Origin of the sequence: Pseudomonas veronii, assembly GCF_002028325.1 — a bacterium.
GTDB lineage: Bacteria > Pseudomonadota > Gammaproteobacteria > Pseudomonadales > Pseudomonadaceae > Aquipseudomonas > Aquipseudomonas veronii.
This window is the reverse complement of record NZ_CP018420.1, coordinates 2,766,254-2,782,094: the sequence shown is the minus strand read 5'-3', so window position 1 is coordinate 2,782,094 and position 15,841 is coordinate 2,766,254. Positions and strand designations below refer to the sequence as shown.

The 15,841-nt window shown below is 64.5% G+C and carries 14 protein-coding genes; 4 read left to right on the top strand and 10 right to left on the bottom strand.

Translation table 11 applies throughout. The features are described from left to right. The first annotated feature begins 1 nt into the window (after position 1). Positions 2-1,180, top strand: a complete 1,179-nt coding sequence (locus PverR02_RS12970) for an acyl-CoA dehydrogenase family protein (RefSeq protein ID WP_079443567.1) — start codon at positions 2-4, stop codon at positions 1,178-1,180. A gap of 99 nt (positions 1,181-1,279) precedes the next feature. Here the strand turns inward: PverR02_RS12970 and PverR02_RS12965 are convergent, their stop codons facing one another. The 5 genes from PverR02_RS12965 to PverR02_RS12945 form a co-directional block, all read right to left on the bottom strand. Beyond that, positions 1,280-2,053: an energy transducer TonB gene (locus PverR02_RS12965; protein ID WP_046383852.1), complete on the bottom strand. Its 774-nt coding sequence runs from the start codon at positions 2,051-2,053 to the stop codon at positions 1,280-1,282. Continuing rightward, the gene (tolR, locus tag PverR02_RS12960; protein WP_046383853.1) at positions 2,050-2,496 is read right to left on the bottom strand and encodes a protein TolR; all 447 of its coding nucleotides are present in this window, start codon (positions 2,494-2,496) and stop codon (positions 2,050-2,052) included. Before tolR ends, PverR02_RS12965 begins: the two co-directional genes overlap by 4 nt. A 14-nt stretch (positions 2,497-2,510) precedes the next feature. Further along, positions 2,511-3,203, bottom strand: a complete 693-nt coding sequence (tolQ, locus tag PverR02_RS12955) for a protein TolQ (protein WP_079443566.1) — start codon at positions 3,201-3,203, stop codon at positions 2,511-2,513. A 49-nt stretch (positions 3,204-3,252) separates the two neighbouring features. Further along, on the bottom strand, positions 3,253-5,118 hold the full coding sequence (locus PverR02_RS12950; protein WP_079443565.1) for a phytase: 1,866 nt from the start codon (positions 5,116-5,118) through the stop codon (positions 3,253-3,255). Between the two features lie 144 nt (positions 5,119-5,262). Next, the gene (locus tag PverR02_RS12945; protein WP_046383856.1) at positions 5,263-7,776 is read right to left on the bottom strand and encodes a TonB-dependent receptor; all 2,514 of its coding nucleotides are present in this window, start codon (positions 7,774-7,776) and stop codon (positions 5,263-5,265) included. A gap of 378 nt (positions 7,777-8,154) precedes the next feature. Here PverR02_RS12945 and PverR02_RS12940 point away from each other — a divergent pair, with 378 nt between their 5' ends. Continuing rightward, positions 8,155-9,069, top strand: coding sequence for a GGDEF domain-containing protein (locus PverR02_RS12940; RefSeq protein ID WP_046383857.1), 915 nt, complete (start codon positions 8,155-8,157; stop codon positions 9,067-9,069). Position 9,070: 1 nt separating this feature from the next. Continuing rightward, the gene (locus PverR02_RS12935; RefSeq protein WP_046383858.1) at positions 9,071-10,108 is read left to right on the top strand and encodes an AraC family transcriptional regulator; all 1,038 of its coding nucleotides are present in this window, start codon (positions 9,071-9,073) and stop codon (positions 10,106-10,108) included. On the opposite strand, the gene PverR02_RS12930 is transcribed toward PverR02_RS12935, so the two are convergent. From PverR02_RS12930 to PverR02_RS12910, 5 genes are all read right to left on the bottom strand, one after another. Continuing rightward, on the bottom strand, positions 10,095-10,982 hold the full coding sequence (locus PverR02_RS12930) for a LysR family transcriptional regulator (protein WP_046488517.1): 888 nt from the start codon (positions 10,980-10,982) through the stop codon (positions 10,095-10,097). The two genes, PverR02_RS12935 and PverR02_RS12930, sit on opposite strands and share 14 nt — an antisense overlap. A 137-nt stretch (positions 10,983-11,119) precedes the next feature. Next, positions 11,120-11,737, bottom strand: coding sequence for an isochorismate family cysteine hydrolase YcaC (gene ycaC / locus PverR02_RS12925; RefSeq protein WP_046383860.1), 618 nt, complete (start codon positions 11,735-11,737; stop codon positions 11,120-11,122). A 27-nt stretch (positions 11,738-11,764) separates the two neighbouring features. Continuing rightward, the gene (locus PverR02_RS12920; RefSeq protein WP_079443563.1) at positions 11,765-13,603 is read right to left on the bottom strand and encodes an amidohydrolase; all 1,839 of its coding nucleotides are present in this window, start codon (positions 13,601-13,603) and stop codon (positions 11,765-11,767) included. Further along, positions 13,600-14,190, bottom strand: a complete 591-nt coding sequence (locus tag PverR02_RS12915) for an antibiotic biosynthesis monooxygenase (RefSeq protein WP_079443562.1) — start codon at positions 14,188-14,190, stop codon at positions 13,600-13,602. The genes PverR02_RS12920 and PverR02_RS12915 overlap by 4 nt, the downstream gene beginning before the upstream one ends. A gap of 107 nt (positions 14,191-14,297) precedes the next feature. Beyond that, the gene (locus PverR02_RS12910; protein WP_079443561.1) at positions 14,298-15,209 is read right to left on the bottom strand and encodes a LysR substrate-binding domain-containing protein; all 912 of its coding nucleotides are present in this window, start codon (positions 15,207-15,209) and stop codon (positions 14,298-14,300) included. Positions 15,210-15,415: 206 nt separating this feature from the next. Here PverR02_RS12910 and PverR02_RS12905 point away from each other — a divergent pair, with 206 nt between their 5' ends. Next, a complete protein-coding gene (locus PverR02_RS12905; RefSeq protein ID WP_046383864.1) occupies positions 15,416-15,811 on the top strand; it encodes a helix-turn-helix domain-containing protein in 396 nt (131 codons plus the stop codon). Positions 15,812-15,841: the final 30 nt, after the last annotated feature.

The window sequence follows — 15,841 nt, the reverse complement described above, 5'->3', positions numbered from 1 at the left end:
CATGACGTCATCCTCGCCACCGTCCTTGCGCGCCGTGGAAGTCGCCAACTTCGACGCCCTGCTCGACCGTCTCAGCGCCGAACTGGCCGGCAGCGCTCAGCTTTTCGACGAGAGCGGCGCCTTCCCCCACGCCAACTTCAAACGGCTGCATGAACACGGCCTGCTCGCCCTCACCGTGCCCAAGGCCCTCGGTGGTGGCGGCGCCAGCCTGGCCCAGGCACGCAAAGCCATCAGCGCGATTGCCAAGGGCGACCCCTCTACCGCGCTGATCCTGGTGATGCAGTACCTGCAACACACGCGCCTGCAAGACAGCAAAACCTGGCCCGCGCACCTGCGTGTAAAAGTCGCCGAAGACGCGGTACGCCACGGTGCGTTGATCAACGCGCTGCGCGTCGAGCCGGACCTCGGCACCCCCGCCCGCGGCGGCCTGCCGGCGACCACCGCAGTGCGCTGCCCTGAAGGCTGGCGCATCAGCGGGCGCAAGCTCTACTCCACCGGCAGCCACGGCCTGAGCTGGTTCAGCGTGTGGGCGCGCAGTGACGATGCCGACCCGCTGGTAGGCGCCTGGCTGGTCCCCAAAAACAGCCCCGGCATAAGCATCATCGACAGCTGGGACCACCTGGGCATGCGCGCTACCTGTAGCCATGACGTGGTGTTCGACAACGTGCTGGTGCCGCTCGACCACGCCGTCAGCGTCAGCCCCTGGAGCGCACCGCAGCCGGAACTGGATGCCGAGGGGTTGCTGTGGATGTCAGTGCTGCTGTCGTCGGTGTATGACGCCGTGGCCCAGGCCGCGCGCGATTGGCTGGTGAACTGGCTGCAAACGCGCCAGCCGTCCAACCTCGGCGCCGCGCTGGCGACATTGCCGCGTTTCCAGGAAACCGTCGGGCATATCGACACCCTGCTGTTTGCCAACCGCAGCCTGCTCGACGCCGCCGCCGAAGGGCATACCCCGGCCGGCAATGCGGCGCAGTTGAAGTACCTGGTGACCGGCAACGCGATCCGCGCCGTGGAGCTGGCGATCGAAGCCTCGGGCAACCCCGGTCTGTCCCGCCACAGCTCGCTGCAGCGCCACTACCGCGACGTGTTGTGCAGCCGCGTCCACACCCCGCAGAACGATGCCGTGCTGCAAGGCGTCGGCAAGGCGGCCTTCGCCCAACGGCAGAAGGAACGCACATGAGCAAGAGCACCACCCTGAGCTTCCTCGTCTGAGGTGCGCTCGGCCAACGCCTGACTCGGTTAAAAAATGTGGCAGGGGCCTTGTGTCGGCTGGCCAATCTCATTTGATGCGGTAGTGAAAGGTATTGCGCACCGCCGGCACCGCTACCGCCTTGCCGTCAACGATCCTCGGCTGGTAGCGGAAGGTATTCGCCGCCGCCAATGAAGGCCGGATAAACAGCGGATGACAGCCGTCCAGCACCTTGGGGTTTTCCACGCGGCCCAGGGAGTTGACGGTGTACTCCACCGAGCAATCGCCTTCGATGTTTTTGTCCAGGGCGCGTTCGGGGTACTGCGGTGCTTCTTTGCTCAGCGGCAAGTATTGGCGACTGTCGAACGCCGGGGCTGGAGCAGGTGTGGCAACCCGCGCGGTTTCAGCGGCCAGCCGCGCCTGGTTCAGCCGTTGTTGCTCCAGCTCGCGGTTGTGCTGTTCGGTGGCCTGGCGTTCCTGTTGCTGTTCAAGGCGCTTTTGCTCGACGCGCTTACGCGCCAGGGCCGCTTTCTCCAGTTTTTGCGCCTGGATCTGCGGGTCGAGGGTGGGTTTCACCGGCGTCGGCACCGCCACGGGCTCCGGCGGTGGCGGCGCCACCGCCAGCGCTTCAGGCAGCGGTTCAGCCACGGGGGCCGGGGCCGGCGGCAGCATCACCAGTTGCGTATGCATCACCTGCGGCGCTTGCACCATCGGCTTCTGCGGTGACCAGCCCAACATCAGCCCGGCCACCACACCCACATGCAGCGCAACGGCCAGGCTCGCCGCCAAGCCTTTGCGCCACCACCCGCTGCAATCCCGAGGCGCCATCACCAGGCTCGGACTGTGCATGATCATCGCCGTCATTGCGGGGCCTCGGTCACCAGCCCCAGGTGGCTGACGCCGCCCTTTTGCAACACCGCCATCGCCGCGACCACGCGCCCATACCCGGCGTCTTCGTCAGCGCGGATATAGACCTGGGTGTCACTGCGCGCCGCCACCACTTGCATGACCTTGGCGCCCATGTCCTCCAGGCTCACGGCGCTGTCGGTCTGGTGCTGCGTGTCCAGCTCGTCGCCGAGGTTCCAGTAGTAACTGCCGTCGGCCTTTACCGACAACGTGAGGATCTGCTGGCGGGTGTCGGTGGCCAGCGCCTCGGCGGCGACCTTGGGCAGGTCGATTTTCACGCCCTGGGTCAGCATCGGTGCGGTGACCATAAAGATCACCAACAGCACCAGCATCACATCGATATACGGCACCACGTTCATCTCGGCCTTGGGCCCGTGCTTGCGTTGCGGCCTGGTTAACATGGGCTTGCTCCTGTTCAGGCGGCCGTGGCCAGGTGGGTCGGCATGCCGCTCAGACTGCGATGCAGGCGCACTTGCAGTTCATTGCCGAAGGCGTAGTAGCGGGTGAGCAGCGTCTGGCTGCGCGCCGAAAAGCGGTTGTAGGCGATCACCGCCGGGATGGCGGCAAACAGGCCGATGGCCGTGGCGATCAAGGCTTCGGCGATGCCCGGCGCCACCGTGGACAGCGTGGCCTGTTGCACCTGGGACAAGCCGAGAAAGGAATTCATGATGCCCCACACCGTGCCGAACAGGCCGATGTACGGGCTGACCGAACCCACGGTGGCGAGAAACTGCAGGCCCTTTTCCAACTCGATTTCCTGCGCGGTGATCGCCACCTGCAAGGCGCGCTCCACCCCTTCGAGCACCGCCGGATCGTGGCTGTGCAGGTGCTGGTATTCCTCGACCCCGGCGATAAAGATCGGCGCCACGCCGCCCTCGCCCGCCTGCACGGTGTCGCGGTACAGCGCCTGCAGGTCTGGAGCCGCGCGAAAGCGCGGCACAAACCCGTTCAACTGGCGCTCCAGGCGCCGCAGCACACTGCCGCGCTGGAGAATCAAGTACCAACTGAGCAAGGACGCCAACAGCAGCGTGACCATCACCGCCTTGACCAACAGGCTGGCGTCGCTGATCAACCCCCAGATCGTCATATGTTCCATCGTCGCGTGCATGGTGGTGAACTCCTATTCGATTAAAAAGTGATGACCGGGTGATGACGGCTTACGGCAACTTCAGCGCGCGGGTCACATCGCGCCAAGGCACGAACTTGAAGTTCTGGGTTTGCTCGGGCATGCGCTTGCGCCCGTCCTGCACCACCAGCATGCCTTGGCTCCACGGCCCGCCGAGGTTGACGGCGGTGACTTCGAGGCCATCGGTTTCCGACGCCCCATCGACCCCGGCCTCAGCGTTCAAACCGACGCGAAAGGCGCCGTGGGCGGCGAACGGCGGTTCGGCATCCACCACCAGGTAGCTGTCATTGCCTTGGCTGGAGATCACCAGGTAATCGCGCGCGCCGCTCTGGTACAGCGCCAGGCCCTCGACATCCGCGTGCAGTTGCGCGCCGACCTTGATCACGCTGGTCAACGTCGCCGGCTGATCGGCTCGGGCGTCCACCGCCCAGACGCCGACATCTTCTTCACCGATGAACAGGCGCTGACGCTGGTCATCGGCGACGCAGCCTTCGGGTTGGCTGTCGACCTTGAACTGGCGCACCAACTCGCCCTGCACGCGGCCAGCCGGCGCGCTCAAGCGGTATTGCAGGAAGGTGCCGTCCTTGCCGTTGGCGATCGCGTACAGTTCACCGCTGGCCGGCTGGAACAGACAGATGCCGTAGATTTCCTTGAGCGGCGTCGGCACTTCGCCGGCTTCGCGCAACTCGCCGCTCTGACGGTCGATGCTGAACAGGCTCAGACTGTTGTGATCGCGATTGCTCGCCACGGCGAGGTCGACGGTCTGTTGGCCGAGCTTGAAGTTGGGGCGGACATCGACGTTGTTCAGGCGCCCCACCGCCAGCTCCTGCAACAGCTTGCCGTCGAGGTCGTAGGCCAGCAGGCCTTGTTTTTTGTTGGTGCCGAGCACGCGGCTCTGCGCCGGTCGTTGCGGGTGAATCCAGATCGCCGGGTCGTCCGCCGCATCGCCTTGGCGCCCGACCGGGTCGGTCTGGCGCTGGGCGGCGACTTCCGGCAGCACCGGCAGCGGCGCGACGGGCGTAGCCTGCCACGTCAACTCGGCCTGATAGAGGTTGCCGCTGTCGTCGTCGCGCAGCAACAGTTGCCGGCCTTTGATTGCCAGGTTTTCCGCCTCCTTCACACCCGGCAGGTGCAGGCTCGGCTGGGCCACCCAGCGCTCGCCGTCCTGCTGGAACAGCTGCAGTTGCGCGGTCTTCGGATCAAGCGCGACCAGCCCACCCGGCACCAGCGCCATGGCCCCGGCGGCGCGCCCGGGATTGTCGAACAGCGCCACCGGGGTGCGTTTCACCTCGGCTTCCGGGTGCGCCGGGTAGGCCCACCAGCCGACGTTTTCTTCGTTCACCACCAGTTGATGGGTCGCATCGTCCACCTGGCAGAACTGCGCCGACGGCGGCAGCGGCACGCCGCGCACACGCTGGGGTCGGGCCAGCAACGTCGGGCCATTGCCCACCAGCCATTGCTCGCCCTTGCCCTCTTCGCCCACCAGGAACACAAACAGGTTGGCCGCCGAGTCGCGATACAGGCACACGCCGTTGACCGGATAGTCGCGGGTCGGCAGGTACAGCGGCGCGCCCCAGCGTTTGCCGGCGCTATCCAGGCTGATCAGCATGGCCTGCTGGCGTTGGTTATCCAGGGTCGCCACCAGCACCTGGGCACCGGCGGCACGGCTGTCGAGGCTGCTGAAGTTGCCCTTGAAACGCGCCAGTTCGGCGCCTTTTTCGTCGAGCAGCAACAGGCCGTCGCGGGTGCTGGCGGCCAGGCGTTCGGGGCCGTTGGGCAGGAAGGCCAGCGCCTCGGCGTTCAGGTTCGGCGCCCAACGCGTCAGGGCCAGGTCGGCGGCCAGCGCATGGCCGCAGGTGGCCAGGGCCATCAGCAGGTATAGCTTGGAAAATCTCATGAACAGGCAAATCCTTCGAAAACGATGAACAACCCATGTGGGAGGGGGTTTGCTCCCGATGGCAGTGGTTCGGCTGATAAATCCGGCGACTGACACACCGCTATCGGGAGCAAGTCCCCTCCCACACTCGGGTCGAGGTGGTGGTTAGAAATGGGTGAAGGTCAGGCCGAGCTTGTAGGTCGGGCCGTACTCTTCGTACTGGCCGTTGTAGCTGCGGTGGCCGGTGTAGACGAAGTACGACTCGTCGGTGAGGTTCTGCGCCTCGAAGCTGACTTGCAGGTTCTTGGTCAGCGAGTAGCGTGCGCTGAAGTCGACAAAAGTCTGTGCGTCGACGTGCAGGTCGTGGGCCTTGTCGTTGATCGAGGCCAACTCATACAGGTAGGCCGATTTGTAGTTGGCCGACACGCGCAGGCTGAGCTTGTCGTTTTCCCAGCCGAGCATCAGGTTGCCGACAGTGTCCGACTGGTTGGGCAAGCTGATGTTGCGTGTGCGGTTGCCGCCGCTGGCCGCGTCGAAGCCTTCGATATCGGCGCTGGAGCGGCTGAACGTGGTGTTGGCACCGACCAACAGGCCGTTCCACGGCGCGGGCAGCCAGTCGAACTTTTGTGAATAGGCCAGTTCCAGGCCGTAGAGCTTGGCGCTGTCGCCGTTGGCGTAGGTGTGGGCCTCGGCGAAGTTGGTCCAGGCGCCGGTGCCGGCCACGTCGGTGTTGTAGACAAAGTGCTTGATGTCTTTGTAGAACACGAACGCCGACACAGTGCCGGCGCGGCCCATGAAGTGCTCGATGCCCAGGTCGAGGTTGCTCGACTCCAGGGGCTTGAGGTCCGGGTTGCCGAAGGTGGCTTCGTCATCGTCGATCACGAACCCCGGCGCCAGTTGGCCAAAGGTCGGGCGCACCACGGACTTGGTCCAGGCCGCGCGCACCTGGGTGTTCTTGTCGATCTGGTAACGCGCATGCAGGCCCGGCAACCAATGGTGATAACGCCGTTTGGTCTCGGTGGCGCTGAACTGGCCGTCGGTGGCGCCGGTGCCTTTGGCTTCGAACTCGGTGCCTTCGTAGCGCATGCCCGCGATGAAACGCCAGTCGTCGATGTCGATGGTGTTCATCAGGTAGCCGGCGTTGATGTCCTCGCGGATGGTGAAGTCGTTGACCCGGGATTCGGTCTCGTCATAGAAGTCATCACGGTTGAGGCTGCCGATCAGCTGCTTGATACTCCCCGCGCTGATACCCGGGCCGTAATTGCCGAGACGGTAGTCGACGCTGCCCTTCTGGAACCGGGTGAGGTTGAGTTGTTCGTCGGTGAAGCCCAGGTCGTCGAAGTTCTTGTAGACCCAGGCTTCCAGGTCGTTGTCCTTGTGCCGACGGCTGACCTTGCCGCCGAACTTGACCTGGGACGCGTAGCCGCTCAGGTCGTAGTCGCGGGCCAGGTCCAGGCGCAGGTTTTTCTCGGTGTCTTGGGTGTTCTGTTTTTCCCAGTCGACCTTGTCCAGGGTGAAGTTGCTCGCGTCGTAGAAGCCGGCGCCGACGATCGGACGCGGTTTGTCTTTGTCGTAGAAGCCGCTGTCGGCAAAGTCGCCGCCATCGAAGGTGGCGCCGGCGATATGCGCCGGGCTGTCTTCGCTGGATTGGCTGTAGCCGGCCTGGCCGCTGAGGGTCCACAGGCCGAGCATGCGTTCGCCGCCGAACACGTAGGACTGGATTTCCTGGGTTTCCTCACGGTTCTTCAACTTGCGCTTGCCCTCGGCCACACCCAGCTCGCCAGGGGCCTGGGGGTCGGCAAATTCGAGGCTGGCGGCGTTGCGGGTCTCGGTGTCGGTGTAGCGGCTGTAGAGGGTGCGCAGGTAGTAGCTGCTGAGGTCATCGGGCTTGTAGTCGAAGTTCAGGCCACCGCCAGCGCGTTCGCGGCTGATGTCGTAGTCACGCTGTTCGAACTTGTTGAGTTTGGCCCCCTGGCTGAAGTCCCAGGCGCCGCCGGTTTCGACGTTGTCCGAGCCGAAGTCGCGCTTCTGCCAGCTCAGGGCCGCGGCGACGCCAAAGTTGTCGATACCATCGCCGAGGCTGAAGCGGTTGCTCGCCGCGCCGGAGAATTTCGGGCTGGTCTGGCGCGTATTCTTGTCGTAGCTGGCCTCGGTGCTGCCGGTGTAGAACAGGCCTTTGTGATCGAACGCCGACAGGCTCTTCACATCGACGGTGCCGCCGAGGGAGTTGGCGTCCATGTCCGGGGTCAGGGTCTTGATCACCGACAGCGACTGCACCAGCTCGGAGGGCAGCACATCGAGGGCCACGGCGCGACGTTCGCTTTCGGGCGACGGCACCAGGGTGCCGTTGATGGTCACGCTGTTGAGGTCCGGGCCGAGGCCGCGCACGCTGACGAACCGCCCTTCACCCTGGTCGCGCTCGACGCTGATGCCGGGCAGGCGCTGCGCGGCTTCGGCAACGTTTTCATCCGGCAACTGCGCCACGCCGTCGGCATGCACCACGCTCTTGATGCTGTCGGAGGAGCGCTGCTCCTTGAGCGCCTGGTCGATGGCGGCCGCCTGGCCGACCACATCGACGTGCTCGGTGTGGGTGGCGTCGGCGGCCTGGAGCCGCTCGCTGGCCATCGCCAGGGCCAAGGCGGTGAGCGTAAAGCTGACGAGCCCGGTGCGCTTGTACATGAAGTCCTCCCCAAGAGTCCGTTGGCGCCAGGCAAGAGGCCCGGCAACTGGGAGGGCACGCTAGGGCCGGGGGATGACGGTTCTGTGACAGGGGTTGGCCGCAAGGCCCGTAAACCGGGAGTTTTGCCTGGTTCTCAACGTGGAATGAGCCGAAATGACCTCTGGAGGTCAACGGTGGGAGGGGGCTTGCCCCCGATAGCGGTGGGTCAGTCAATAGATAAGCCATCTGGCACACCGCAATCGGGGCAAGCCCCCTCCCACCGTTGGTTTTCATCACGTGTGGGGTGAGCTGATTCGACCCTCCCCCAGCGTCATCCAATCGTCACATCCATCTGCTGTGCTGGCGCCCATCGCTCATTCGCCAGAGGACTCGCGGCCATGTTTTGCGTGCTCAAACCCCACCGCTGGAAACTCGCCCTGCTGCTGCTCGCGGCCAATCTGGGGCTGATCCTGCACCTGGCCTGCGGCGAGCTCAAAAGCGTCAGCGAGTGGGTATGGCTGGATATCATCGGCGAAGGCGGCTCCGCCCTGCTCGCCCTGGTATGGCTGGGCCTGGTGCTGAAAAGCCGCCCCGCCGGGCGCGTCACCAATTACCTGGCACTGGGCCTGTCGTGCATCTTTTTCTCCTGGTGGATAGACAGCCTCGACGAATTCATTCGCCTGCCCGCCAGCATCACCTGGGATCACTGGCTGGAGTCCGGGCCGATGCCGGTGGGCATGATCCTGCTGACCCTGGGTATCTACCACTGGCACCGCGAACAACTGGCGATCAGCGCGCAAATGGAAAAACGCGAGCGGCTGTTTCGCGAGCACCGGCTGTTCGACACACTCACGCCTCTGGGCGGCGCCGATTACCTCAAGCGCCAACTGGCCGACAGCCTGCAAGACAGCCGCGACCAGCAACAACCGCTGTCGCTGCTGGCCCTGGACCTGGACAATTTCACCGCGATCAACCAGGCCTACGGCCACGCCGAGGGCGATGCGGTATTGCAGGCCCTCAGCCATGTGCTACTGCTCAATCTGCGCCGCCAGGACTTACTCTGCCGCCTGGCCGGCGACCGCTTTGTGGTGGTGTTGCCCAACACCGGCGAGCGCCAGGCCCAGGCGTTGGCGCTGGAGTTGGAGCAAGCGGTGCGCAGCCTGGCGCACAAGACGCGACAACACGGCGAGCGCCTGCAACTGGCGGCGAGCACGGCCGTGGTGATGGCCCTGGACGAGCCGCCCCAGGACTTGCTCAAGCGCCTGAACCTGACGCTCGCCCGGGCCAAACAACCGCTTGCGAAAAGCGCCTGAGATGGCCGTAAAAACCCGTTGGTATGAGGCCGACAGCCGCTTCATCCCAGGGCATTACCAACCCGCCGCGTTGATCGACCTGGCCTTGTCCCGCGACATCGACAGCCATCGCCTGTTGCGCGGCACCGGGCTGTTCCACGAGGACATCCTCGCCGGTACAGCACAACTGAGCCCGCAGCAGTTTCTCGGATTGATCGGCAACAGCCGGCGCCTGCTCGCAGCCGATGAGAGCAGCTTCCTGTTTGGCCAACGCCTGCTGCCCGGCTATTACGGCGCCGCCAGCCATGCCCTGGGCCACGCGCAGAATCTGGATCAGGCGCTGGAGATCCTGATCCAGCAACAGGTGCTGCTCAGCCCGCTGGTGACGCTGCAATTGGAGCGGGATGAACACCATGCCTACCTGTACTGGCGGGACAGCTGCGGCGCCGGCGAACACTGGCGGTTCCTGCTGGAAGCCAGCATGACCTCGCTGGTCGCCATGAGCCGCTGGCTCAGCGGCCAGCGCCTGCCGTGGCAATGCAGCTTCAGCCATGGCGAGCCGCATTACGTCGAACAATACTGGGTTCACCTGGGCGAACACACGCGCTTCGCGCGCCCGCTGGACATGATGTGCATCCCGCGCGAATACCTGGTCATGGCCTGGCCCGGCGCGTCGGCCACCGCCGGCCAAGTCGCGCGCCAGCAGGCCCGCGAGCAGATCGAACAGCTCGGTTTTGCCGACAGTTTTCTCGATTGCCTCTACGACTACCTGCGCGAACAGGTGCGCCAGCCGCCCAGCCTGGAACAGGCGGCCCAGGCGTTCGCCATGAGCCCGGCGACCCTCAAGCGCAAACTGCACAAGCACGACACCGGCTTTCAGCAGCAGGTGGATCGGGTGCGCAAGCACGTCGCGTTGCACCTGTATCAGGTCAAGGGGTTCAGCAACGATGAAGTGGCCGCGTACCTGAACTTCAACGATGCGGCGAACTTCCGGCGTTCGTTCAAGCGCTGGACAGGCACCACGCCGAACCTGATCCGTCAGCTGTTCAACAGCCGTTAGCCAGGCGCTCGCGCAGGAACTCCACCAGCGCCTGCACCGGCCTCGAACTCTGCCGGTGCTGCGGGTACACCGCCGACAGCGTCAGGGCCTCGGGGGCGAAGTCTTGCAACAGCGTCACCAGGCGCCCGTCCGCCAAGGCATCGGCGACGATAAAGGTCGGCAGGTAGGTGACGCCCAACCCGGCGATGGCGGCGTCGCGCAGCAACTCGCCATTATTGACGCGCATGCGCCCGCTGACGTTCAGCGACTGCGGCTTGCCTTTGCTCTGGAACCGCCATTGCACCTGGCGGCCGTGGCCGTAGGGTAGGCAATCGTGGTCGGTCAGGTCGTCGGGTTTCTGCGGTGTGCCACGCAACGCAAGGTACTCGGGGCTGGCGCAGTACACACGCTGCACGCTGGCGATACGCCGGGCGATCAGGGTAGAGTCTTCGAGGATGCCGATGCGCAACACCAGATCGTAGCCTTCGCCGATCAAGTCCACCGGGCGGTCGCTCAGATCGACTTCCACCGACACCTGCGGATAGCGCTGCAAAAACAGCGGCAGCAGGCAACCCAGATGGGCCATGGCAAATGACAACGGCGCACTCAGGCGAATGGTGCCGCGCGGTTCGCTGTTCTGCCCGGCGATGCCCTGCTCCACTTGCTCGACTTCGCTGAGCAGGCGCAAGGCCGATTCGTAGTAACTCTGCCCCAGGGGCGTGACATCCAGGCGGCGGGTCGAGCGGTTGAGCAGGCGCACGCCGAGGCGGTCTTCGAGTTGGATCAGGCGGCGGCTGACGAATTGCTTGGACAGCCCCAATTGCTCGGCGGCGGCGGTGAAACTGCCGGATTCCATGACCTGGCAAAACAGGCGCATGTCTTCGAAGGGATTCATTGTCGCGTCTCGGTGGACATTTTGCTGATTTATAGCCTGTCAGGTGCTGCACCACAAACCTAATGTGCCAACACAATCAAAAGTGGGAGGGGGCTTGCCCCCTCCCACAGGGGATTACCGAGATTCCCGAGGTCGGGTTACTTGGTGGTGAACGCCGAGTAGCTGTTCATCAGGTTACGGTAGTTGGGAATGCGCGGCGACAGCAGGTTGGCCAGGCCTTCCATGTCGTTGCGCCAGTCAACCTGCAGCTCGCAGGCCACGGAGAACCAGTTCACCAGTTGCGCGCCGGCTGCGGTCATACGAGCCCAGGCAGCCTGTTGCACGGTTTCGTTGAAGGTGCCGGAAGCGTCGGTGACCACGAACACCTCAAAGCCTTCGGAGAGAGCGCACAGGGTCGGGAACGCTACGCACACATCCGTCACCACACCGGCAATGATGATCTGCTTGCGGCCGGTGGCCTTCACCGCCTTGACGAAGTCTTCGTTGTCCCAGGCGTTGATCTGGCCAGGGCGCGGGATGTACGGCGCGTCCGGGAACAGTGCTTTGAGCTCGGGCACCAGCGGGCCGTTGGGGCCGCTTTCAAAGCTGGTGGTGAGGATGGTCGGCAGGTTGAAGAACTTCGCCACGTCGGCCAGGGCCAGCACGTTGTTCTTGAATTCGTTGGGGGAGAAATCCTGCACCAGGGAGATCAGGCCGGTCTGGTGATCCACCATCAGCACCACGGCGTCATCTTTGTTCAAGCGCTTGTAAGTCATGGGTTAACTCCTTTGTGGGTTTAGGTATCAGAACGCAAAGCACGAGCAGCCAAACGCACCCCAGAAGCCCTGGAAGTCGCTGACCGGCACGTTGGAAAGACGCGCTTTCTCATGGCCATGAGCATGCACGCCACACGGGCCACTGCAGTGGTGAGCCTGCGCCTGCAGCGGCGAAGCGGGACGCCAGTGCCCCGGCACCTTGACCACCGGCGACCAGTCCGGCAGCACCGGCACGCGCGGTGGTGCGAAATCTTCGAAGTCGCCGGCGCCATACACCACCTTGCCGCCGACCACGGTCAGCACCGACTCGATCCACTTGATGGCCTCTTCATCGACGCTGAAAAAATCCGCCGACAGCGCGGCGACGTCCGCCAACTGGCCGACCTTGATCTGGCCCTTCTTGCCCTGCTCGGACGAGAACCAGGCGCTGCCGTGGGTGAACAGCTCCAGCGCGGTCAGGCGCGGCAGGCCTTCGGCGTGCAGCTCCAGGCCACCCACGGTGCGGCCGCTGACCATCCAGTACAGCGAGGTCCACGGGTTGTAGCTCGACACCCGCGTGGCGTCGGTGCCCGCGCCGACCGGTACACCTTCGGCGAGCATGCGTTTGATCGGCGGCGTGGCTTCGGCGGCCTTGGCGCCGTAGCGCTCGACAAAGTACTCACCCTGGAACGCCATGCGGTCCTGGATCGCAATCCCGCCGCCGAGGGCGCGCACACGCTCGATGTTGTGCGGGGTGATGGTTTCGGCGTGGTCGAAGAACCACGGCAGGCCATTGAACGGGATGTCGCGGTTGACCTTCTCGAACACGTCGAGCATGCGCGAGATCGATTCGTTGTAGGTGGCGTGCAGGCGGAACGGCCAGCGCTGCTCGACCAGGTGGCGCACCACCGGCTCCAGTTCCTGCTCCATGCTCAGCGGCAGGTCGGGGCGCGGTTCGAGGAAGTCTTCGAAGTCGGCGGCGGAGAACACCAGCATCTCGCCGGCGCCGTTGTGGCGCAGGTAGTCGTCGCCCTGATGCAGGGTGACGCTGCCGGTCCAGTGCTTGAAGTCGCTGAGTTCTTCCTTGGGCTTCTGCGTGAACAGGTTGTAGGCGATACGTACCGTCAGTTGTTCATCCTTGGCCAGTTGCTCGATCACCGCGTAGTCATCGGGGTAGTTCTGGAAGCCGCCGCCGGCATCGATCGCACTGGTCAGGCCAAGGCGATTGAGTTCGCGCATGAACTGGCGGGTCGAGTTGACCTGGTATTCCAACGGCAGTTTCGGGCCCTTGGCCAGGGTCGCGTAGAGAATCATTGCGTTGGGCCGCGCCACCAGCATGCCGGTGGGGTTGCCGTTGCTGTCACGCACGATCTCGCCGCCCGGCGGGTTCGGGGTGTCCTTGGTGTAGCCGGCCACGCGCAGGGCGGCGCGGTTGAGCAAGGCGCGGTCGTACAGGTGCAGCACGAACACCGGCGTGTCCGGCGCCGCCTGGTTGAGCTCGTCCAGGGTCGGCATGCGCTTTTCGGCGAACTGGAATTCGTTCCAGCCACCGACCACGCGCACCCATTGCGGCGTCGGGGTGCGATCGGCCTGATCCTTGAGCATGCGCAAGGCATCGGCCAGGGACGGCACGCCTTCCCAGCGCAGTTCGAGGTTGTAGTTCAAGCCGCCACGGATCAGGTGCAGGTGCGAGTCGTTGAGGCCGGGGATCACCGTGCGGCCCTTGAGGTCGATGACCTGGGTGCCGCTGCCGCGCAGGGCCATGGCCTCGCCATCGGTGCCCACGGCCACGAAGCGCCCCTGGCGAATGGCGACGGCGGTGGCGCGTGGGTTTTCACGGTCCACGGTGTGGAACTGGCCATTGAACAAAATCAGATCGGCGTTCATAGGGTTTCCTTTACAGAGGCTTCAAGCCAGGGAGCGAACAGGCGGGTAGCCGCCGGCATCAGCAGGTACACCACCAGCAACACGATGGTCAGGGTGATCAGGAAGGTGGCGACCACGTAGTTGGACAGGAACGGGTGCAGGCGCAATATCGGGCCCCACACGATCGGTACCAGCAGGGTCAGCGGCAGGATCACGCACAGAGTGACCACGGCCTGTTTCCAGCGCGGCGGTTTGGCGACGCTGTCGGCTTGGGGGGTGAACCAGAACTCGTTGACCGCACCGATTTCGGTGTGGTCGCCGTCGGCCAGCATCGGCGCGGCTTCTTCGATCAGGGTTTTGCGCTCGGGGGAGTCGAGCCAGCGTTGCAGGTCGTCGGTGGAGCGGTAGCGCAACACGCAGGTGAACAGCGACAGGCCGTCGTGTTTACCGCGCACGACGTCGACGCCGAGGTGGCCCGGGCGTTCGCCGGCGATGCGTACTATGCGGCGTAGCCACGCTTCGTAGTTGGCCTCGCTGCCGGATTTGATCCGGTGTTTGACAATCAGGGTGACGACTTCGTCGGAACCGGTTTCAGGTGTTGGGTCCATGGTGTGTTCTTCCCCCTGGAGAGCTGAGCGATGAGACGAGTTTGGCGGCGACGGGCGATTCGGAATTGGATGTTTGTGCTGTTTGGCGCGGTGACTTGCCGGGCCGCCTACGCGGGGAAGTTGGACATGTGCGCGCTGATCCGGCTCCTCAACCAGCGCTCCGCCGGGTCGTTGTCATGCACCCCGCTCCACACCATCGACAGCTCTGCGGCGTCGATCGCAAACGGTGGGTCCTGCGCGCGCAACGTGGTGCCTTCGGTCAAGGCGCACGCTGCGTAGTCCGGCACGGTCGCGATGATCTGCGTGCCCGCCAGTAACGCCCGCAAGCCACTGAATTGCGGCACCGCCAGCACCACCCGGCGCGCCCGGCCGATGCGCGCCAGGTCGAGGTCGATATTGCCGCTCAAGTCCCCCGAGAACGACACCATGGCATGCGGCCGTTCACAGTATTCGTCCAGGCTCAGCGGTGCGGTGCCGCCATCGCCGCGCAGCACCTTGCACGGAATGTCGCGCAGTTTCTTGCGCTTGGCATTGGCCGGCAGATCCGTGGTGTAGCTGACTCCCACGGTGATCTCGCCACTGGCCAGCAGCGACGACATCAACAGGTAATTGGCGCGGCGCACCACCACCACGATCCCCGGTGCCTCGTCGCGCAGTTGGCTGAGCAACGGCGGGAACAGGCCGAATTCGGCGTCATCGGACAGGCCGATGCGGAACACCGCACAGCTGGTGGAAGGGTCGAAATCCTTGGCGCGGCTGACCGCGCTCGAGATGGTGTCCATGGCCGGTTGCAGCTCCTTGAGTATTGCCATTGCGCGTGGTGTGGGCTCCATGCCGCGCCCATTGCGCAGCAGCAACGGGTCGTCGAACAAATCGCGTAAACGGCCCAAGGCCGCGCTCACCGCCGGTTGGCCCATAAACAGTTTTTCGGCGACCCGGGTCAGGTTCTTCTCGAACATCAGCGCTTCGAAAATCACCAGCAGGTTCATGTCGACGCGGCGCAGGTCGTTGCGGTTCATGGCGGTCCCCAAACAGTTGACAGAGCACCAGCTAAGCACGCGGCGCGGCGAGCGCGATTGCACACCTGTGCTGTCTTTTCCACGCCAACAACTGGCGAAATTAACAACGATTAACTCGTCAGTCGGACGGCACGGCACCAAGAATGAGGCCGTCTACACTGCATCCATTCACCGGGAACGCTCCCATCGACTGCGGATATTTCGTCATGGCCCGACTTGAGCACGGTGCTCCAAGCTTCTGCGCGACCGGCGGCCTCTGCCCCCGGCGCGAGCGTATCGCCAAGCAACTGATCCTCGCCAACCTCGGCGAAAGCCTGGCGATTGCCGACCTGGCCCAGGCCTGCGCACTGTCGCGCAGCCACTTCTCCCGCGCCTTCAAATGCACCACCGGGCTGTCGCCGCAGGAATGGATTCGCCAACAGCGCATCCAGCGCGCCAAGGAGTTGATCACCGGTACGTCCTTGAGCCTGACGCAAATCAGCCTGGAATGTGGTTTCTGCGACCAGGCACACTTCTGCCATATGTTCACGCGCAGCGAAGGCGTCAACCCGATGACCTGGCGTAATCACCAATTGCGTCGCAAGCAGGCGATTGCCGCCTAGTGGTCAGCGCAAGCGTGGAATATGCTGGGC